This is a genomic window from Streptomyces nitrosporeus, assembly GCF_008704555.1.
Classification (GTDB): Bacteria; Actinomycetota; Actinomycetes; order Streptomycetales; family Streptomycetaceae; genus Streptomyces; species Streptomyces nitrosporeus.
On the sequence record NZ_CP023702.1, the window covers coordinates 2,729,987 to 2,750,256 of the forward strand.

The window sequence follows — 20,270 nt, forward strand, 5'->3', positions numbered from 1 at the left end:
GAAGCGTAATGTGAGCTGCCACACAAGGGGGCGCGTCGCATCGTTCGTGTGGCGGAGGCGCGCGGGGCCGGTGCGGGACCGCGTGAGGCACTGGCCGGACCGGGGCCGCCGGTGGGACGCTGGACGGGCTCGGTGCCGTGCTGGGGGAAACAGGGGGAAGGGCATGACCGGAGCACAGGTGGACCCGCTGGACGGCGGGGACCCGGAAGCGCTCGGTCCGTACCGGTTACTGGGCCGGCTGGCCTCCGGGGGGATGGGGCGCATCTATCTGGCGCGGGGTGCGGACGGCCGGCTGGCCGCGGTGAAGACACTGCTCGCGGAAGGCGTCGTGAGCCAGGTGGACCGGCGGCGGTTCGAGCGGGAGGTGACGCTCGCCCAGCGGGTGGACAGCGACTTCACGGCCCGGGTCCGGGACGCGGACAGCAAGGCGGACCGCCCGTGGATGGCCATCGACTACATAGCCGCGCCCTCCCTGTCCCAACTGGTGCGCACCGCGGGGGTGCTGCCCGCGTCCGCGGTGCGGTGGCTGGCGGCCGGCACCTCTCAGGCGCTGGTCACCCTGCACGAGCAGGGCGTCGTCCACCGCGATGTGAAGCCGCAGAACATCCTGCTGCCGCTGGCCGGGCCCCGGGTGATCGACTTCGGTATCTCGCACGCGAACGACATCACCCGCACGAGTCTCACCCTCGGAACCATCGCCTTCACCTCGCCCGAGCAGGCCCGCGGTGAGCGGTCCACGGCCGCGTCGGACGTCTACTCGCTCGGGGCGACCCTCTTCCATCTGGCGCTGGGCAGGCCCCCCTACCGCGCGGACGGCGACACGCTGGTGCTGCTGGCCCGGGTGCAGCGGGGGGAGCTGCATCTGGACGGGCTGCCCAAGGAACTCGTCTCGCTGATCCGCCCGTGCCTGGAGGTCGAACCGGGCAACCGCCCCCGTCCGGCCGAACTGCTGGCCCGCTTCCGGGAGTCGCTGGCCGGGCTGCCCGCATCGCAGGACGGCGGCCGCTGGCTGCCGCAGCGCTGGACGTCGCTGATCACCGCGTACGAGCGGCAGGGGGAGCGGCTGGCGCGCGGCGGTGTGATCGGCGCGGCGGACCCCGGTGACGGGGCGGACGGCCGGCCCACCGACGTACTCCCTCCGCAGGGCCCGCCCCAGCCGCCGACCCGGGTCCTGCCGGAGGAGCAGGCGCGCCGGGAGCGGGAGGAACGCGGACAGCGGGAGCGGGAGGAACGCGGACAGCGGGAGCGGGAGGAGCGCGAACGCCTGGAGCGGGAGAAGCGGGAAGGGGAGCAGCGGGAGAAGCGGGAGCGGAAGGACCGGGCGGAGCGGGAGCGCCGGGAGCGGGCGGAACGCGCCCGCAGGGACCGGGCGCACCGGGAGCGGCGGGAGCGTGAGGAGCGGGCGCGGCTGGCCGCCGTGGCGCGGGCCCGTGCGTCGGGTTCCGCGCAGCCGCCCCAGCCCTCCGCACCGGACCCGGCCCCGGCCCCGGCCCCGCGGCAGCCGTCTTCCCCGGGCCCGGCCGGCCCGCCCGGGCGGGCGCGTTCCGCGCCTCTGCCGGACCCGTCCCCGCCCGCTCCCCCGCGGAGGAAGCCGTCGAACTGGTCCTGGCTGTTCGTCCCCCTGGTGGTCGTCCTGATCCTGTACTGGATGAACAGCGCCGAGGACTCCGGGAGCGGCGGCTCCGGTCCGGGGTCCTCGGGCGGATCGGTCTCCGGTACCGGCCTGAGCGGCACGGGCACCGGGAGCGGCACGGGCGGTGGCGCCCCGCCGGAGCCGACGCCGGGCGCCGCGGACGCCGCGTTCCTCGGCGTGTCCGGCGGCGACTGCCTGACCGCGTACGACGACGGCTACGGCAACTGGTCCACCGATGTCCCGCGGAAGACCGGCTGCGATGCCGCCGACGCCTATCTCCGGGTGACCTCGGCGCACCGCGGGGCGGCCGGTTCGAAGTGTCCGGACGACGTGGGTGCGTCGTGGTGGTACCACAGCGGGTCCCGGGCGGCGTACTCGACCACCCTGTGCGTGGTGCGCCAGTTCCGGACGGGCCAGTGCTTCGTGGCCGAGCGGACGGGGCGGGAGATCACCGACTCCCGTCCGCTGACGGTCTGGAGCTGCACGAAGGACACCGTGCCCGAGGGGTACAACGCCATACTGCAGATCACCGCCCGCTACCGTTCGCAGTCCTCCTACCCGGCGGGCTTCTGTGCGCAGAACGGGTCGGACCGGAACTACTACTGGTACTACGAGGTGGACGACGGCGAGGCGGTGATCTGCCTCCGGCAGGTGTGACGTGCGGCTGCGCCGGCCCGTCAGACGACCAGGCTCAGGGCCGCCGCGACGACGAAGCCCGCGACCGAGAGCACCGTCTCCAGGACCGTCCAGGACTTCAGCGTGTCGCGTTCGGAGATGCCGAAGTACTTGGAGACCATCCAGAATCCGCCGTCGTTGACGTGCGAGGCGAAGATGGAGCCCGCCGAGATCGCCATGATGATCAGGGCGAGGTGCCCCTGCGACATGTCCTGGCCCTCGACCAGGGGGACGACGATGCCGGCGGTGGTGACGATCGCGACCGTCGCCGAGCCCTGTGCGACACGCAGCACGACGGAGATCAGCCAGGCGAGCAGGATGACCGGCAGGCCCACGTCGTTGAAGGTGTCCGCGAGCGCGTCCGCGATGCCGCTGCCCTTGAGCACGGCGCCGAAGACCCCGCCCGCGCCGACGACCAGCAGGATGTTGCCGACCGGCTTGAGCGAGGACGTGGAGACGGCTTCGAGCGACTTGCGGGACCAGCCGCGGCGGATGCCCAGCAGGTAGTAGGCCAGGAGCAGGGCGATGCTCAGGGCGACGAACGGGTTGCCGAAGAACTCGACGACGGAGCGGAGGGAGGAGGGGGGCAGTGCGATCGAGGAGAACGTCGCGGCGAGGATCAGCACCAGCGGCGTCCCGATGATCGCCAGCACGGTGCCCAGGGCGACGGGCTGCTCGTGCGGGGCCGCACCGGCGGCCCGCTGCTCGGCGACGACCGCGGCCCTGGACTCGGCGGCCGCCTCGACCATGTCCTGCGGTACGCCGACGAAGAGGCGCTTGCCGATCCAGGCGGCGTACGCCCAGGCGGCGAGGACCGAGGGGATGCCGACGAGGGCGCCCATCAGGATGACCCAGCCCAGGGAGACGTCGAAGAGGCCCGCGGCGGCGACGGGGCCGGGGTGCGGCGGCAGGAACGCGTGTGTCATCGAGAGGCCGGCCAGCAGCGGCATGGCGTACAGGAGGACGGACTTCCCGGAGCGCTTGGCGGCCGCGTAGACGATCGGCGCGAGGACGAAGATGCCGACGTCGAAGAAGACCGGGATGCCGAAGATCAGGCCGGTGAGGCCCATGGCGAGCGGGGCCCGCTTCTCGCCGAAGAGACTGAGCAGCCGGGTGCTCAGGACCTCGGCGCCGCCGGACACCTCCAGGATCGCGCCGAGCATCGTGCCGAGCCCGATGATGATGGCGACGTGGCCGAGGATCCCGCCCATGCCGGACTCGATGACGGAGACCGCCGCGGACTTCTGGACGGTGCCGAAGAGTTCGGTGACGGAGAGCCCGGCGCCGAGGCCGACGGCTATGGACACCGCGAGCAGGGCGACGAACGGCTGCAGTCTGACCTTGATGATCAGCAGGAGCAGGAGGGCGATACCGAGGGCGGCGACGGTCAGCAGGCCGGCGGTCCCGTCGATCAGCAGAAGCAGGCCACCTGTGTGCGGTGGTGCCCCCTCGGCGGCGGTGGCGAGGGTCATGGTCGGTCAACTCCGTGGGTGGGGGGGCGCCCTTCGGGCAGGGAGGACCGCGGCACGGCGCTCCGGTGCGGGGAAGCGGGAGCGCCGTGCCGGGCGCGGGGGTTCTACGGGAGCGCCCGGTGTCCGGCGTCAGGCGCCCGGGACGGGGGCGCGGACGGGCCGGGGGCCGGGCGGGGACCGGACGGGAGCCGGGCCGGGCGGGGCCGGCCGGCGGTGTCCCGGGTCAGCCGAGGACGGCGAGTGCGTCGATCTCGATGAGGAGGCCCTTGGGCAGGCCGACGTACACGGTCGTACGGGCGGCGGCGGGGGCGGTGAGGCCCTGCTGCTCGAAGTACTCGTTGTAGATCGCGTTCATCTCGGCGAAGTGGTCGACGTCCGTGAGGTAGACGCGCATCATCATGACGTCGTCCCAGCTCGCGCCGCCCTCCTGGAGGATCGCCTTGACGTTGGCGAAGGTCTGCAGGGTCTGCTCGCGCAGGGTGGGGCCGGCCGGGGTGGGGGCCTGGCCCTCCACGGCGGGCAGGAAGCCGACCTGGCCGGCGACCTGGAGGATGTTGCCCTTCTTCACGCCGTGCGAGAACTTCGCGGGCGGGGCGGTGTGGGTGCTGGGGGTGAGCGCGGTCTTCTCGGTCATGGGGGTTCAGGCTTTCTCGGTGGGGTTGGTGCCGGAGTACTCCCGGCTGACGGCGTCGGCGGTGCGGCGCACCAGCGGGAGGAGGGTGAGGAGTTCCTCGGCGGTGACGACCACGTTCGGCGCGGAGACCGACATGGCGGCGACGACCCGCCCGTCGGCGCCCCGGACGGGGGCGCCGACGCAGTTGATGGATTCCTCGTGGCCGCCGAGGTCGGTGGCCCAGCCCTGTTCGCGTACGACGGCGAGTTCCCTGAGGAACGCCCCGGCGTCCGGGGTCGAACGGGCTGTGTACATGGGGTAGTCGAGCCGTTCGGCGATCAGGCGCCGCTCCGGTTCGGGCAGGTCGGCGAGGAGTAGTTTGGCGACGGCGGCGACGGTGATCGCGACGGGTTTGCCGATCCGCGAGTACATCCGTACCGGGTAGCGGCTCTCCACCTTGTCGATGTAGAGGACCTCGTTCTCCTCGTGCACCGCGAGGTGGACGGTGTGCCCGCACTGCTCGTTGAGCGCGACGAGGTGGGGGTGGGCGATCTCGCGTACGTCGAGGTTCTCGACGGCTTCCTGGGCGAGGGAGAAGAGCCGGGCGCCGAGGCGGTAGCGCTGGTCCTGCTGCCGGTGGACGAGGCCGTGCTCGTGGAGGGTGCGCAGCAGGCGCAGTGCCGTGGACTTGTGGACGCCGAGCCGCTCGGCGACCTGGCCGAGGTCGGCGGGGCCCCGGGCGAGCAGCGGCAGGATGCTCAGCGCGCGGTCGACGGTCTGGCTCATGTGACTCGTACCTCCTCGTTCGCCCCTGCGGCGGCTGTCCAGCCGGGGCCGAGACGAAGTGTGCCCCAGGCGGTGTCGTCGAGGGCCGCGAGGCGGTCGGCGTGGGCGCGGCCGGGGGGTGCGGTGAGGTCGCCGGGGACGGTGAGGACGGCGGCGGCCATCAGGTGGCCGTGCCGGGCCCTCTCGCGTACGGGCAGGCCGCGCAGGGTGGCGGAGAGGAATCCGGCGGCGAAGGCGTCCCCGGCCCCGACGGGTGCGACGACGTCCACCGCCAGGCCGGGCACGGTGGTGACCGTGTCGGCGGTGCCGTCCTCGCCGCGGGCGTACACGGTCGCGCCGTCGGCGCCCTGTTTGACGACGAGGACCGGGGGGCCGGGCAGGGCGGCCCGGACGGCGTCCGCGCCGTGCACGTCCCATGCCTCGGCGGCCTCGTCCTCGCCGACGAAGACCAGGTCGCAGCGGCGGGCGAGCTCCAGCAGCACCTCCGGGCCCCCGGGCCTGCCCCGCCACAGGCCGGGCCGGTGGTTGACGTCGAAGGAGACCAGGGGGCGGCCGGCGCGGGGGGCGGTCAGCGCGCGGAGGAGGTCCAGGCAGTCGTCGGAGAGGGCCGCGGTGATGCCGGACAGGTGCAGGATCCGGCAGCCGGGGAGGCCGTCGGGGGGGACGGTGTGCGGGGACATGGCGGAGGCGGCGGACCCGGCGCGGTAGTAGGCCACCTCGTGGACGTCGGTGGCCCGGTCCGTCGCCGTACGGAAGTAGACGCCGGTGGGGCGCACGGGGTCGCGGCGTACGTCGGTGGTGTCCACCCCGTAGGCGGCGACGGCGTCGAGGAGGTGGTCGCCGAAGCCGTCGGAGCCGACCCGGCTGACCCATTTCACCCGGTGTCCGGCGGCCGCCAGCGCGCAGGCGACGTTGGACTCGGCGCCGCCGATGCCCCGGGTGAAGGCGGGTACGTCGGCGAGGCGGCCGGGGCGGGACGGCAGGAACGTCACCATGGACTCGCCGAGGCAGACGACGTCCGTGTCCGCGGTGGGTGTCCTGGCTGCGGATCCGGGCACGCTGGGCTCCTCGTGGTCGGCCGGGGGTGCCGGTACGGACCATTGACCCGGCATCGGGTCGGATGTTAGACAGCATGGAGCGATATACGCAATGCTCGTTGCGTATGATGCAACAGCTTTCGTCCTCGGGCCGTCCGGACCGCCGGCCGGCCCCCACTTCTCCGAACTCTCCCGAGGAGGCCCCCTTGGCCGCCGAGCAGTCAGCAGAGCAGCCGGCCGGGCGATCCGCCGCACGGTCCGGGGAGCGGCGGGCGTCCGCGGCGCTTTCCCCGGAGTCGCTCGCCGGGGAGCGCGTGGACCACCGCTTCAAGGCGCTGCCGCCCGACGCGGAGGGCCTGACCGTCGGCGCCCTGGCCGCCGAGCGCCGGAACCTCTTCACCGGCGGGTTCACCACCCCCGTGCTGGCGCTGTCCGCCGAGTCCGTCGAGGCGAACCTGGCCCTTCTGGAGGGCTACACGAAGCGCCACGGCCTGGCGTTCGCCCCGCACGGCAAGACGTCGATGTCGCCCCAGCTGTTCGCCCGCCAGCTGGAGCACGGCGCCTGGGGCATCACGGCCGCCGTCCCACACCAGGCACGGGTCTACCGGGCGTACGGCATCAGCCGGATCTTCCTGGCCAACGAGGTCGTCGACCCGGTCGCGCTGCGCTGGCTGGCCGGCGAACTGGACGCCGACCCGGACTTCACCTTCGTCTGCTACGTGGACTCCGTGCGCGGGGTGGAGCTGATGGACCGGGCGCTGCGCGCGGCGGGCGCCGTCCGCCCCCTCGACGTGGTGGTGGAGCTCGGCGCGGGCCCGGGGGCGCGCACCGGCGCCCGTACGGAGGCCGGCTGCGCGGCCGTCGCGGACGCGGTGGCCGCCGTGTCCACCCTGCGCCTGGTGGGGGTCGCCGGGTACGAGGGCGAGGTGCCGGACGCCACCGGGGAGCGGGTGCGCGCGTGGCTGCGCGAACTCGTCGCGCTGGCCGCCGCCTTCGACGCGGCCGGCCGGTTCGGGGAGCTGCGGGACGGCGAGGAGATCCTGCTCAGCGCGGGCGGCAGCGCCTGGTTCGACGCCGTCGCCGACGTCTTCGCCTCTCTCCCGGCCCTGAGCCGCCCGGTCCTCCCCCTGCTGCGCTCCGGCGCGTACGTCAGCCACGACGACGGCCACTACCGCCATCTCACCCCCTTCAACCGGGTGCCCGAGGAGGGCGCGCTGCGGCCCGCCTTCCGGCTGTGGGCGCAGGTCGTGTCCCGGCCCTCCCCGGAGCAGGCGTTCGTCAACGCGGGCAAACGCGACGCGGCGTACGACCTCGACCTCCCCGAGGCCCAGGTGGTCCGCAGCGCACGCGACGGCTCCCTGCGCCCCGCCACCGGTGTCACCGTCACCGGGCTCTCCGACCAGCACGGCTGGCTCAGCACCGACGCGGACGCGGAACTGGAGGTGGGCGACTGGGTCGGCATGGGCCTCTCCCACCCCTGCACCTCCTTCGACAAGTGGCAGCTGATCCCCCTGGTGGAGGCGGACGGCACCGTCACCGGCTACGTCCGCACCTTCTTCTGATCCCGGCCGGGCCGCTCCCGGGGGCGGCCCGCCCTTCCCCGAAAGGCGGCACCCATGGATCTGGTCATCCGTGACGCCCGCGTCGTCGACGGTTCCGGCGCTCCCTCCTACCGCGCCGACGTGGGCGTCACCGACGGCCGGATCACCGAGATCCGCCGGGAGGGCGACGGCCCCCGCCCCTCCGCGGCCCGCACCCTGGACGCCGGCGGGCTCGCCCTGGCCCCCGGCTTCATCGACATGCACGCGCACAGCGACCTGGCCCTGCTGCGCGACCCCGACCACAGCGCGAAGGCCGCCCAGGGGGTCACCCTGGAGGTCCTCGGCCAGGACGGGCTGTCCTACGCCCCCGCCGACGACCGCACCCTCGCCGAGGTCCGCCGCACGATCTCCGGCTGGAACGGCGACGGCTCCGGCATCGACTTCGACTGGCGCACCGTCGGCGGCTACCTGGACCGCCTGGACCGGAACTTCGGCGGCCGGGGCATCGCCGTCAACGCCGCCTACCTCGTCCCGCAGGGCACCGTCCGGATGCTCGCGGTGGGCTGGGAGGACCGGCCCGCCACCGACGCCGAGCTGGACCGCATGAGGGAACTCGTCGACCAGGGCATGTCCGAGGGCGCAGTCGGCATGTCCTCCGGGCTGACGTACACCCCCGGCATGTACGCGAAGGACGCCGAACTCACCGAGCTGTGCCGGGTGGTGGCCCGCCACGGCGGCTACTACTGCCCGCACCACCGCTCCTACGGCGCCGGCGCGCTCGCCGCGTACGAGGAGATGGTGCGGCTCACCCGGGACGCCGGCTGCGCCCTCCACCTCGCCCACGCCACCATGAACTTCGGGGTGAACAAGGGGAAGGCGCCCGACCTCCTCGCCCTCCTGGACGACGCGCTCGCGGCGGGCGCGGACATCTCCCTGGACACCTATCCGTACACCCCCGGCTGCACGACCCTCGTCGCGATGCTGCCCAGCTGGGCGGGCGAGGGCGGTCCCGGAGCGGTCCTGGCCCGGCTCGCGGACGACGCGACGGCCGAACGGATCCGCCACCACCTGGAGGTCCTGGGTTCCGACGGCTGCCACGGCGTCCCCATCGAGTGGGACACCATCGAGATCTCCGGCGCCGGCGCCCCGTCCCTGGCCGGGTACGTCGGGCGTACGGTCGCCGAGTCCGCCCGGCTGCGGGGCGAGGAGCCCTGGGTGACGGCCCGCCGGCTGCTCACCGAGGACCGCCTGGGCACGACGATCCTCCAGCACGTCGGCCACGAGGAGAACGTCCGGCAGATCATGCGCCACCGGGTGCACACCGGCGGCAGCGACGGCATCCTCCAGGGCGACAAGCCCCACCCCCGCGCCTACGGCACCTTCCCCCACTACCTCGGCCGGTACGCCAGGGAGCTGGGCGTCCTCACCCTGGAGGAGTGCGTCGCCCACCTCACCTCCCGCCCGGCCGCCCGGCTGCGCCTGCCCGACCGCGGCCGGGTCCTTGAGGGCTACCGCGCGGACCTGGTCCTGTTCGACCCGGACACGGTGGCCGCAGGCTCCACCTTCGACGAACCGCGGACCCTTCCGGTGGGCATCCCCCATGTGCTGATCGACGGCCGCTTCGTCGTCCAGGACGGCCGGCGCACCTCCGTCCTGGCGGGCCGCGCGGTGCGGGGCGCCGGCCACCGCGCCCGCTGACCCGCGGGGCCGGGGGTCAGCGGTGCCCGGCGCGGTGCCGTTCCAGCAGGGCCGGGAGTCCGCCGACCGGGGGCGCCGCCCCGCACGCCGAGGAGACGACAGCCGCTCCGGGACCGGCGGACGCGCCCGGGGCCGGGACACCGGAAAGACGCCGCTCTCGATCGCATATCTGTTCGCCGATTCCCGGACAGGTGTTCTCCTGAGGCGCCTACCATGCGCCGGTGGTGAGTAGGCGTCAGCCGGCTCGCCCACCGAGCCGCCCAGCCGGGCGGCACCCCGTACGGCTCCCTGGCCCCGATCCGGAAGACCCCCTCCTCATGCTCCTGGACCGCCGCACCCGGACGGCCCGCGTCCACTTCGCGAACGGACCGGACGCGGTGGAACCCCGTACGGCGTCCCGCCGCCACCGGCTCCTCCTGTACACCCTCCCCGCCCTGTGGACGCTCGCGCTCGGCCTGTGGGGGCTGTCCCGCCAGGACAGCCTGTGGCGGGACGAGGCCGCGACATGGCAGGTGGCCGAGCGGTCCACCGCCGAGATCCTGCGCCTGCTGGAGAACGTCGACGTCGTCCACGGGCTCTACTACCTGTTCATGCACGGGCTGTTCGAGTGCTTCGGCCCCGGCACCACGGTCCTGCGGCTGCCCTCCGTGCTCGCCATGGCGGTGGCGGCCGCCTGTGTGACGGCCGTCGGCCACCGGCTGGCCGGGGTGTGGGCGGGCCTGGGCGGGGGGCTGGCGCTCGGGCTGCTGCCCGCCGTGCAGTTCTACCTCCAGGAGGGACGCCCGTACGCGCTGGTCGCGGCGGGGGCCGGGATCTCGACGCTGCTGCTGGTGACCGCGCTCCAGGGACGCGGCAGGACGGCGCACTGGGTGGCCTACGGCGGGGCAGTCCTGCTGAGCGGGCTGCTGAACTGGTTCTCGCTGATGATCCTCCCCGCGCATCTGGCGACCCTGGCCTGGGCGCGGGCCGGCCGGCGGGTGTGGACACGCTGGACGGCGGCCTCCGCGGCGGCCGTCACGGGGGTCCTCCCCCTGGCTCTCTTCAGCCGCGGCCAGTCCGGCCAGGTGTCCTGGATCCCGCCGCTGACCTGGCACATGCTGATCGGGCCGGCGGTCCTGCTGGCGATCGGCGGGGCCGGCGCCCTGGTGGACCGGCCCCAAAGGGGCCGTCTGTCACCGGCCGTCGTGGGTCTGCCGCTGCTCGCGGTGCCGCAGGTCTGCCTGATCGGCCTCTCCCTGATCCAGCCGCTCTTCCTGGACCGGTACGTCCTGTTCAGCCTGCTCGGGCTCGCGCTGCTGGCCGGCGCGGCCGTCGGCGGCGCGGTCCGGGCGGCCGCGCCGCGGTTTCCCCGGACGGCGGTGTGGATCCTTCCCGTGGTGACCGCCGTGGCGGTGGTGGCGCTGCTGCCGCAGTCACTGGCCAAGAGGTCCCCGGAGAGCCGGGTGGACGACGTCCTGGCCATAGCGTCCGAGATCCGGCGGATCGACAGGGCCGGGGCCGGAGTGCTCTACATACCGGCGGCCCGGCGGGACACCCGGCTGGTCTCCCCCGACGCCTTCGCGGGCCTCCGGGACCTGGCACTGGCGAAGAGCCCGTCGGGGTCCGGAACGCTGAAGGGCGTGGAGGCCGGACCCGACCGGATACGCGCCGCGATACTGACCCGGCGGCGGGTCCTGCTGGTCACGGACGCGCGGCCGGTGGCGAGGCCGGTGGTGGGCGGACGGGACACCGCGAAGATCTCCACGCTGGAGGAGTACTTCACCGTGGTGGCGGACCGGGAGGTCCGCGGCCGGAGGGTGAGGGTGTACGAACGGACCGCCTGAACCCGGCGCCCGGCTCCGGCTCGGGGTCCGGGCACCGGATTCAGGGGGACGTCACGGCCTGGGCAGGGCGCAGCCCGCGCGGCCGAGGTCGATCCGGCTCCCGGGTCCGACGCACGGCACGATGCCGTAGGTCTGCTGGGCGTAGTTGATGCCCGCGCGCACGGTCACGACGCCGTTCTCGTCGACCTCGCACGGGTTGTTGTCCGTGCACCGCTGGCCGTCCTCGTTACCGGTGTTGTTGACGGCGACCACCTTGCCGGTCGCGTCGTCGATCACCGGGGAACCGGACGTACCCCCGATGGTCTGGCAGTCCGGGGTGTAGCGGACCGAGTCCTTCCAGGTCCAGGCACCCTCCTGGAGACGGTAGGCGAACCCGTCGACGGAGCAGCTGTACAACCGCTTCCAGTAGCCGGACGCGACGGTGATCGCGGTGCCCTGCACCGGGCGCGAGGCGTCCAGTTCCAGGGCCTTGATGCCGTAGGAGCTCTCGATCTGGGCGTAGGTCCGGGTGAGGCGGTACAGCGAGACGTCGGTGTCCGTCATGGTGCCGTACGCGATCCTGTCGGCGCGCAGCGTCCCGACACCCCTTCCCGCCGCGTTCAGCAGCGTGAAGCTGCGGGTCGAGGCACGGTCGAGGACGACCTCGCCGGGACCGGGGAAGCCGGTCTCCAGGCAGTGGCCGTTGGACAGGACGAGCGCGGGATCGCCCGGCTGGGACGAGGGCACGCGGACGACCGAGCCGGAGCAGTTGCTGAGCGCCACCGTCCCGGCGAAGCCGACCGCCCGGACCGAGGCCCGGTCGGCTGTCGCCGGTCCCGCGCCCTGCGGGGTGCCCGGGGCCGCGGCCTTGCCGACGTCCGCGGCGGTGCCCGCGGAGGACCGCGCGGCCACAACCGCGTGCGGTTCCGCGACCGCGGGCGCGGCGCCCGCGCCGAGCAGCAGAACGGAAAGAACTGCGCCGATGAGAGGCGTCTTCATGTGGGGGTCCCCTCCAGGTGTGCCGTGACCGAAGTTCTTTCGGTTGACATGCGCATGCTTACGCACGGCCGGAAGTCCTCACAAGGGGCGGAATCCAGCCGCCCCGGCAGCACACGACGCCTCCCGCCCCTGCCGCACCCCCACCAGCCGCCACCCCGGCCGCACCCCCACCGGCCACACCAGCCGCCACCCCGGCCACACCCCACCGGCCGCACCCACGCCGGTCGCAACGCCCGGCACATTCCCGCCGCCTTCGGCTTCGAGTGCCCGCCCCGCCGGCCGGACGAGGACAGGCCGCCGCCCCGGCGCCGGTCACCCGGTCACCCGGTCACCCGGTGGACGACGTCTTGGCGCTCCCCTCCGTCTCCGCGGCCTCACGGGCACAGGTCACCGCCGCGAGGAGGCTCAGCCCGGGCTCGGCCCGGCGCAGCGCCCTGATCGCCTGGACCGAGTCGGCGGGGCCTTCGTGGCCGACGGCGGCGAGCCGCTGCCTGGCCCAGCGCCCGCGCAGGGCCGCGTCCGGTACGGCGGCGGCCTCCCGGACGAGCGCGAGAGCGCGTTCCATACCGGGACGCTCCTCGTCGGTGGCGGTCTCCAGTGAGTCCTGGAGGAGGGCCGCGATCCCCTCCGACTCCCGGAGCAGGAGGACGACGCCCTTGCGGCGCATACCGGCTGATGCAGTCATGCGGGGATCCTGCCCCCTGACCCTCCCGGCCCGCACGGGACTTGAGCTACTTCTGAGGCCTTTGCACACCACCGGAACACGGCCCCCGGCCCCCGGAGTCCGCCGCACCCGGGCCGCCGCGCCGGCGCCGCGTGGCGCATGTCACCCCGTTGTGCGGGTCACGCCCGCATTCCAAGCCGCGGCACCGCCCCGACCGGCCCTTCCCACGGCGCCGGGCCGGGCCCGCATGGCGATGGAAGCCCGGGCCCGCCGCCCCGCGGGCACCGGCGGGGTGTGCACGCCCGAAACCCGGCACACCGCCCGGACCGCAGTCGTAAGCTCGCAGCCATGCAGGTCATCCAGTCAACGAAGCTCTCCGGCGTCTGTTACGAAATCCGCGGCCCCGTGCTCGAGGAGGCCATGCGACTCGAAGCCGCAGGCCACCGCATCCTCAAGCTGAACACCGGCAACCCCGCCGCCTTCGGCTTCGAGTGCCCGCCGGAGATCCTCGAGGACATACTGCGCAACCTCTCCGGGGCGCACGGTTACGGCGACGCGAAGGGCCTGCTGTCCGCGCGCCGCGCGGTGATGCAGCACTACCAGACCAAGGGGATCCCCCTCGACGTCGAGGACGTCTACCTGGGCAACGGGGTCTCCGAGCTGATCCAGATGTCGATGCAGGCCCTGCTCGACGACGGCGACGAGGTGCTCGTACCGGCCCCGGACTACCCGCTGTGGACCGCCTCGGTCTCGCTGGCCGGGGGTACGGCGGTGCACTACCGCTGTGACGAGCAGGCCGACTGGATGCCGGATCTCGCCGACGTCGAGCGCAGGATCACCGACCGCACCAAGGCGATCGTGATCATCAACCCGAACAACCCGACGGGTGCGGTCTACGACGACGAAATGCTGCGCGGTCTGACCGAGATCGCCCGCCGCCACAGCCTGGTCGTCTGCTCCGACGAGATCTACGACCGGATCCTGTACGACGGCGCGACGCACACCCCGACCGCCGCCATCGCCCCGGACCTGATGGTCCTCACCTTCAACGGGCTCTCCAAGAACTACCGGATCGCGGGCTACCGTTCCGGCTGGATGGCGGTCTGCGGCCCGAAGGCCCACGCCTCCTCGTACATCGAGGGGCTGACGATCCTGGCCAACATGCGTCTCTGCGCGAACATGCCGGCCCAGCACGCCGTGGCCACCGCGCTCGGCGGGCGGCAGTCGATCGACGACCTGGTGCTGCCGGGCGGGCGGATCCTGGAGCAGCGGGACGTCGCGTACGACCTGCTGACGCAGATCCCCGGGGTGACCTGCGTGAAGCCGAAGGGGGCGCTGTACCTCTTCCCCCGACTGGACCCCAAGGTGTTCAAAATCAAGGACGACCGGCAGATGGTCCTCGACCTGCTCAGGACCGAGAAGATCATGGTGGTGCACGGCACGGGCTTCAACTGGCCCGAACCCGACCACTTCCGGGTGGTCACCCTGCCCCCGGCCAAGGACCTCACCGTGGCGGTGACCAGGATCGGCAACTTCCTGGACGGTTACAGCCAGCCCTGACCGGCTCCGGACCGGTTTCCGATCGGCTCCGGGCCGTTTCCGGCCACCCCCTTCCGGATCACGCACAACTTTAGACTGAATCCAAGATAGGATGGCCTTACTGCAACGCCAGGAGGCCACCCATGTACGAGCCGATCCGCACCAAATCGGTCCACACACCGGCCGACGACGCCGATCTTCCGCACCGCAGCCGGGAGGACGAGCTGGACATCCAGCTCGCCGGGCACCTCTCCGCCCTGCTCGCCGTCACCGACGAGCTCGGGCTCGCCGCCGACGGCGACCGCATCGCCCAGCAGGTGGCCCGGCTCCGGGGCGCCCCGCCCGCCCGGCACGCGGGGCGGAGCGACGCGTCCCCGGCCGCCCTGCACCGCCGCGCCCACGCCCTCGCGGGCCGGGTCCTGGTGGTGGCCGCGTCCCGCGCGGACACGGCGGTCGCGATCCTCGCGGCCGAGGCCATGGACGCCCACACCGCCGCCGCGTCCGCGGCCACCCCCGCGACCGCTCTGGTCGCGGCCCCCTGACGGCCCCGGTCCACGCGTCGTACGGACGCGCGGACCGGGCGCCCTCGTCACGGACCGGGCCGAGGACGGGCCCGGGACGGCGGACGGCCCCCGGAGCCCTGAACGGGCTCCGGGGGCCGTCGTGCCGTGGCGGGTAAACCGTCCCCCCCAGGTCAGGGCGGATGTCGTGATGCCCGGCCACGGGACCGGCGGGCGGCGCACCGGCCGCCGGACCGGCTGCGGCACCCCCGCCAGGGGGGCGGCGGGGGCGCCGCGGCCGGAGTACCGTGCCGGCCCGGCCGGGTGCCGGGCCGGGACGCGGCCGTCAGCCCAGGCGCTGGACCAGGGCGTGGTACTCGTCCCACAGCTCCTTCGGCGTGTGGTCGCCGAAGGTGTTGAAGTGGCCGGGGATCAGCGCGGCCTCCTCCCGCCAGACCTCCTTGTCGACCTTGAGCAGGAAGTCCAGGTCCGACTCGCTCAGTTCCAGGCCCTCGGTGTCCAGGGACTCCCGCGTCGGCAGGATGCCGATGGGGGTCTCGACACCTTCGGCCTTGCCTTCGAGGCGCTCGACGATCCACTTCAGGACGCGGCTGTTCTCACCGAAGCCCGGCCACACGAAGTCACCCGCGTCGTTCTTGCGGAACCAGTTGACGTAGTAGATCTTGGGGAGCTTCGTCCGGTCGGCCTTGTCGTTGCCGACGGTGACCCAGTGCTTCATGTAGTCGCCCATGTTGTAGCCGCAGAACGGCAGCATGGCGAACGGGTCGCGGCGCAGCTCGCCGACCTTGCCCTCGGCGGCAGCGGTCTTCTCGGACGCGACGTTGGCGCCGAGGAAGACACCGTGCTGCCAGGTGAAGGACTCGGTGACCAGCGGGACGGCGGAGGCGCGCCGGCCGCCGAAGAGGATGGCCGAGATCGGCACCCCCCTGGGGTCCTCCCACTCCGGGGCGATGGTCGGGCACTGGCCGGCCGGGACCGTGAAGCGGGCGTTGGGGTGGGCGGCGGGCGTGCCGGACTCGGGCGTCCAGTCGTTGCCCTTCCAGTCCGTGAGGTGCGCGGGCGCCTCCTCGGTCATGCCCTCCCACCACACGTCGCCGTCGTCGGTGAGCGCGACGTTGGTGAAGACGGAGTTGCCCCACATGGTCTTCATGGCGTTGGCGTTGGTGTGCTCGCCGGTGCCGGGCGCGACACCGAAGAAGCCCGCCTCGGGGTTGATCGCGTACAGCCGGCCGTCCTCGCCGAACCGCATCCAGGCGATGTCGTCGCCGATGGTCTCGACGGTCCAGCCGGGGATCGTGGGCTCCAGCATGGCGAGGTTGGTCTTGCCGCAGGCGCTCGGGAAGGCGGCGGCGACGTACTTGCTCTCCCCGCGCGGCGGCGTCAGCTTGAGGATCAGCATGTGCTCGGCGAGCCAGCCCTCGTCGCGGGCCATGACGGAGGCGATGCGCAGCGCGTAGCACTTCTTGCCGAGCAGGGCGTTGCCGCCGTAGCCGGAGCCGTAGGACCAGATCTCGCGGTCCTCGGGGAAGTGCGAGATGTACTTGGTGGAGTTGCACGGCCACGGGACGTCGGCCTCGCCCTCGGCGAGGGGGGCGCCGAGGGTGTGGACCGCCTTGACGAAGAAGCCGTCGGTGCCGAGTTCGTCCAGGACGGCCTGTCCCATGCGGGTCATGGTGCGCATCGAGGCGGCGACGTACGCGGAGTCGGTGAGCTCCACGCCGATCGCGGAGAGCGGGGAGCCGAGGGGGCCCATGCAGAAGGGGACGACGTACATGGTGCGGCCGCGCATGGCGCCGCGGAAGATGCCCTGCTCACCGGTGAAGAGGGCCCGCATCTCGGCGGGGGCCTTCCAGTGGTTCGTGGGGCCCGCGTCCTCCTCCTTCTCGGAGCAGATGAAGGTGCGGTCCTCGACGCGGGCGACGTCGCTCGGGTCGGACGCGGCGTAGTACGAGTTCGGGCGCTTGCCCGGGTCCAGTTCGGTGAAGGTGCCCTTCGCGACGAGCTCCTCGCACAGGCGCTCGTACTCGGCCTCGGAACCGTCGCACCAGACCACGCGGTCCGGCTCGGTGATGGCTGCGATCTCGTCCACCCAGGAGGCGAGCTCCTGGTGGGCGGTGGGAACAGTGAGGGGAGCCGCGATGTCGCGCGCCACGATCGCTCCTTGTGGGAGTGGGTGTCTGGTGAAGAGGCCCCGTGGGGGCTGCGGCCCGGATGCTGCTCCCCCGACCCCTGGCGCTCATCCGGTGCCGACCGCACTCATTTGATGTTCCGCTGTTCGCGCCCATATGTCCAGGGGGCCGCACACTTGAGCAGACGTGAGCATCGCCACTCCCGTCCGCCCTCCGGGAGGCCGCGGATAGCATGGCGGGCATGACCTCCGCCGCCGAAGTCTCCGGGCCCGTCGAGCTCACCGATCCCGTTCCCGTGAAGCCGAGACTGCGCGGCTGGCTGCACGCCGGCATGTTCCCGGCCGTACTCGTCGCCGGCATCGCCCTGATCGCCCTCACCGACAGCACCCGCGCCCGGATCGCCTGCGCGGTCTACGTCCTCACGGCCTGTCTGCTGTTCGGCGTGAGCGCCGTGTACCACCGGGGCACCTGGGGCCCGCGGGGCGAGGCGGTACTGCGCCGGCTCGACCACGCGAACATCTTCCTGATCATCGCGGGCACCTACACCCCCCTCACGATGCTCCTGCTGCCGGAGTCCACCGGGCAGCCGCTCATGTGGGCGGTCTGGGGCGCGGCCACGGCCGGCATCGCCTTCCGGGTGTTCTGGGTGGGCGCGCCCCGCTGGCTCTACACCCCGTGCTACATCGCCATGGGCTGGGCCGCGGTGTTCTTCCTGCCGGACTTCATGCGCACCGGCGGCATCGCGGTGCTGGTCCTCGTCGTCGTCGGCGGACTGCTCTACAGCGCGGGCGGCGTGATCTACGGCATCAAGCGGCCGAACCCCTCACCCCGCTGGTTCGGCTTCCACGAGGTCTTCCACTCGCTGACGCTGGCCGCGTTCGTCACCCATTACGTCGGCATCTCGCTGGTCGCCTACCAGCACGGCTGAACCGTCTCCCGTACGACGCGAAGGGCCCGGCCACCCGGCCGGGCCCTTCGCCGTACCCCACTCAGCCGTTCAGCCGTACGTCCGCACCCCCACTCAGCCGTTCAGCCGTTCAGCCGCCCAGCTTCCGGGCCAGTTCCGCCGCGTCCGTCGTCGGCGCGTCGCACACGAAGTGCCGGCAGACGTACGCGGTCGGGGCCCCGCCCACCAGCGGCCGGTCCACCAGCAGCGGGAACTCCGCGGCGCCCTCGGCGCCCTCGCCCACGGCCACCACCGCGCCCGGGGCGCGCCCGAGCAGCGCCGTCCGGTGCAGCTCCCCGCCGACCGGGCCGGCCACCGCCACCTCGCGCGGCCCGTCGACCAGGGCTTCGGCGACCGCCAGCCCCCAGCCGATGAAGCGGGGCGCCTTCGGGCCCAGCGCCTTCACCACCCCGAGCGCCCCCTCGGCCGCCGCCCGGTGCGCCTCCGATCCGGTGTGCGCGGCGTATGAGAGGAGGGCGCCGGCCGCGGCGGTCCAGCCGGCCGGGGTGGCGTTGTCGGTGGGGTCCTGGGGCCGGCGGATCAGCTGCTCGGCGTCGTCGGCGGTGTCGTACAGCTGTCCGCCCTCGCCGGTGAAGCGCTCCAGCACGATGTCCAGCATGAATCCGGCGAACTCCAGCCAGGCGCCCTCACCCGTGACCGAGGCGAGCGCGAGGAAGCCCTCGGCCACGTCGCCGTAGTCCTCCAGCACCCCGGCGTTGTCCCCGGCCCGGCCGTCCTTGGAGGTACGGCAGAGGCGGGCGGTGTCACCCATGTGGAGGCGCACCAGCAGATCGGCGGCCTCGGTGGCCCGCTCGACGAGGTCGGGCCGCCCGAAGCAGGCGCCGGTCTCGGCGAGCGCGGCGACGGCCAGCCCGTTCCAGGCGGCGACGATCTTGTCGTCGCGTTCGGGCCGCACCCGCCGCTCACGCGCGGCGAGGAGCCGGGCCCGTACGTCCGCGACCCGCGCCGGGTCCTCGTCCGGTCCCGCCGCGGCGAGCCGGAGCACGGAGGAGCCCTCCTCGAAGGTGCCCTCCTCGGTGACGCCGAAGTATCCGGCGGCGAACTCCGCGTCCTCCTCCCCCAGCGCCTCCCGCAGCTGGGCCGGCGTCCAGACGTAGTAGGCGCCCTCGACGTGCCGGCCCTGCGCGTCCTCGCTGTCGGCGTCCAGCGCGGAGGCGAACCCGCCCTCGGCGGTACGCAGTTCACGCACCATGAAGTCGGCCGTCTCCAGGGCGACCCGGCGCGCCAGGTCCGAACCGGTGGCCCGCCACAGGTGGGTGTAGACGCGGCACAGCAGGGCGTTGTCGTAGAGCATCTTCTCGAAGTGCGGCACGACCCACTCGCGGTCCACCGAGTACCGGGCGAACCCGCCGCCGAGCTGGTCGTAGATCCCGCCCCCGGCCATCGCCGCACAGGTGTCAACCGCCATCTCCAGGGCGCCCTCGGACCCCGTACGGGCGTGATGGCGCAGCAGGAACTCGATCGTCATGGACGGCGGGAACTTGGGCGCACCGCCGAATCCGCCGTGCTTCTCGTCGTAGTCCCGGGTCAGCCGCAGCAGCGCCTGGGCCAGTTCCGCCTCACCGGGCACGCCGTCGCCGCCGTGGGCCAGGGAGCGGCCCGCGAGGTCGGCGACGATACGCCCGGCGACCTCGGCGACCTCCTCCCGCCGGTCGCTCCAGGCGGCCCGGACACCTTCGAGTACCTGCCGGAAGGAGGGCATGCCGTGACGGGGCTCGGGCGGGAAGTACGTGCCGAAGTAGAAGGGTTCACCGTCCGCGGTCAGGAACACGGTCATCGGCCAGCCCCCCTGACCGGTCGCCGCCTGGACGGCCTCCATGTACACGGCGTCGACGTCGGGCCGCTCCTCCCGGTCGACCTTGACCGGCACGAAGTGCGCGTTCAGGTAGGCGGCGGTCTCCGCGTCCTCGAAGGACTCGTGGGCCATGACGTGGCACCAGTGGCAACTGGCGTACCCGACGCTCAGCAGGACGGGTACGTCGCGGCGCCTGGCCTCCTCGAACGCCTCGGGCGACCACGGCCACCAGTCGACCGGGTTGTCCGCGTGCTGGAGGAGGTACGGGGAGGTGGTCTGCGCAAGTCGGTTGGCCATGGCCCCCATCCTCGCGCACCCTCCCCCACGGGAGCCGCGCGCCACGGGGCGGGGTGCCGTCCTCGCGTGTGCGGCCCCGGCCGGCTCGGGCGGTCGTGTTCC

The 20,270-nt window shown here is 73.3% G+C and carries 15 protein-coding genes; 7 read left to right on the top strand and 8 right to left on the bottom strand.

What is annotated here, in order from left to right:
- Positions 1 to 163: 163 nt before the first annotated feature.
- The gene (locus CP967_RS35095; protein ID WP_150487952.1) at positions 164 to 2,290 is read left to right on the top strand and encodes a serine/threonine-protein kinase; all 2,127 of its coding nucleotides are present in this window, start codon (positions 164 to 166) and stop codon (positions 2,288 to 2,290) included.
- Positions 2,291 to 2,310: 20 nt separating this feature from the next.
- Here the strand turns inward: CP967_RS35095 and CP967_RS11855 are convergent, their stop codons facing one another.
- The 4 genes from CP967_RS11855 to CP967_RS11870 all read right to left on the bottom strand — a co-directional run bounded on the left by CP967_RS11855 (position 2,311) and on the right by CP967_RS11870 (position 6,237).
- Positions 2,311 to 3,780, bottom strand: coding sequence for a GntP family permease (locus CP967_RS11855; RefSeq protein WP_150487953.1), 1,470 nt, complete (start codon positions 3,778 to 3,780; stop codon positions 2,311 to 2,313).
- Between the two features lie 223 nt (positions 3,781 to 4,003).
- Positions 4,004 to 4,414 carry a RidA family protein gene (locus CP967_RS11860; protein WP_150487954.1) on the bottom strand — a complete coding sequence of 137 codons (411 nt, stop codon included), beginning with the start codon at positions 4,412 to 4,414 and terminating at the stop codon, positions 4,004 to 4,006.
- Positions 4,415 to 4,420: 6 nt separating this feature from the next.
- Complete coding sequence (locus tag CP967_RS11865; RefSeq protein ID WP_150487955.1) at positions 4,421 to 5,179, bottom strand: IclR family transcriptional regulator; 759 nt, start codon at positions 5,177 to 5,179, stop codon at positions 4,421 to 4,423.
- Positions 5,176 to 6,237, bottom strand: coding sequence for a sugar kinase (locus tag CP967_RS11870; RefSeq protein WP_229888170.1), 1,062 nt, complete (start codon positions 6,235 to 6,237; stop codon positions 5,176 to 5,178). The genes CP967_RS11865 and CP967_RS11870 overlap by 4 nt, the downstream gene beginning before the upstream one ends.
- A 185-nt stretch (positions 6,238 to 6,422) precedes the next feature.
- Between CP967_RS11870 and CP967_RS11875 the strand changes: the two genes are divergently transcribed.
- The 3 genes from CP967_RS11875 (at position 6,423) to CP967_RS11885 (ending at position 11,278) form a co-directional block, all read left to right on the top strand.
- On the top strand, positions 6,423 to 7,778 hold the full coding sequence (locus tag CP967_RS11875) for a type III PLP-dependent enzyme domain-containing protein (RefSeq protein WP_229888169.1): 1,356 nt from the start codon (positions 6,423 to 6,425) through the stop codon (positions 7,776 to 7,778).
- A gap of 54 nt (positions 7,779 to 7,832) precedes the next feature.
- On the top strand, positions 7,833 to 9,455 hold the full coding sequence (locus tag CP967_RS11880; protein ID WP_150487957.1) for an N-acyl-D-amino-acid deacylase family protein: 1,623 nt from the start codon (positions 7,833 to 7,835) through the stop codon (positions 9,453 to 9,455).
- A gap of 317 nt (positions 9,456 to 9,772) precedes the next feature.
- The gene (locus tag CP967_RS11885) at positions 9,773 to 11,278 is read left to right on the top strand and encodes a glycosyltransferase family 39 protein (protein WP_150487958.1); all 1,506 of its coding nucleotides are present in this window, start codon (positions 9,773 to 9,775) and stop codon (positions 11,276 to 11,278) included.
- 51 nt (positions 11,279 to 11,329) lie between these two features.
- Here the strand turns inward: CP967_RS11885 and CP967_RS11890 are convergent, their stop codons facing one another.
- Together CP967_RS11890 and CP967_RS11895 are read right to left on the bottom strand one after the other, a co-directional pair.
- Complete coding sequence (locus tag CP967_RS11890; protein WP_150487959.1) at positions 11,330 to 12,256, bottom strand: S1 family peptidase; 927 nt, start codon at positions 12,254 to 12,256, stop codon at positions 11,330 to 11,332.
- A gap of 328 nt (positions 12,257 to 12,584) precedes the next feature.
- Positions 12,585 to 12,941 (bottom strand): helix-turn-helix domain-containing protein, encoded by a 357-nt coding sequence (locus CP967_RS11895; protein WP_150487960.1) that lies wholly within the window; start codon positions 12,939 to 12,941, stop codon positions 12,585 to 12,587.
- A gap of 327 nt (positions 12,942 to 13,268) precedes the next feature.
- On the opposite strand from CP967_RS11895, the gene CP967_RS11900 reads away from it, so the two are divergent.
- Both CP967_RS11900 and CP967_RS11905 read left to right on the top strand, forming a co-directional pair.
- Entirely contained in the window at positions 13,269 to 14,480 is a 1,212-nt protein-coding gene (locus CP967_RS11900; RefSeq protein ID WP_150487961.1) for a pyridoxal phosphate-dependent aminotransferase, read from the top strand.
- Between the two features lie 122 nt (positions 14,481 to 14,602).
- Complete coding sequence (locus CP967_RS11905; RefSeq protein WP_150487962.1) at positions 14,603 to 15,001, top strand: SCO4983 family protein; 399 nt, start codon at positions 14,603 to 14,605, stop codon at positions 14,999 to 15,001.
- A gap of 304 nt (positions 15,002 to 15,305) precedes the next feature.
- Here CP967_RS11905 and CP967_RS11910 read toward each other — a convergent pair whose 3' ends face one another.
- Entirely contained in the window at positions 15,306 to 17,132 is a 1,827-nt protein-coding gene (locus CP967_RS11910; protein WP_150487963.1) for a phosphoenolpyruvate carboxykinase (GTP), read from the bottom strand.
- A 218-nt stretch (positions 17,133 to 17,350) separates the two neighbouring features.
- On the opposite strand from CP967_RS11910, the gene trhA reads away from it, so the two are divergent.
- Positions 17,351 to 18,037: a PAQR family membrane homeostasis protein TrhA gene (gene trhA / locus CP967_RS11915; RefSeq protein WP_150487964.1), complete on the top strand. Its 687-nt coding sequence runs from the start codon at positions 17,351 to 17,353 to the stop codon at positions 18,035 to 18,037.
- 109 nt (positions 18,038 to 18,146) lie between these two features.
- On the opposite strand, the gene CP967_RS11920 is transcribed toward trhA, so the two are convergent.
- Positions 18,147 to 20,168, bottom strand: a complete 2,022-nt coding sequence (locus CP967_RS11920) for a thioredoxin domain-containing protein (protein ID WP_150487965.1) — start codon at positions 20,166 to 20,168, stop codon at positions 18,147 to 18,149.
- Positions 20,169 to 20,270 lie beyond the last annotated feature (102 nt).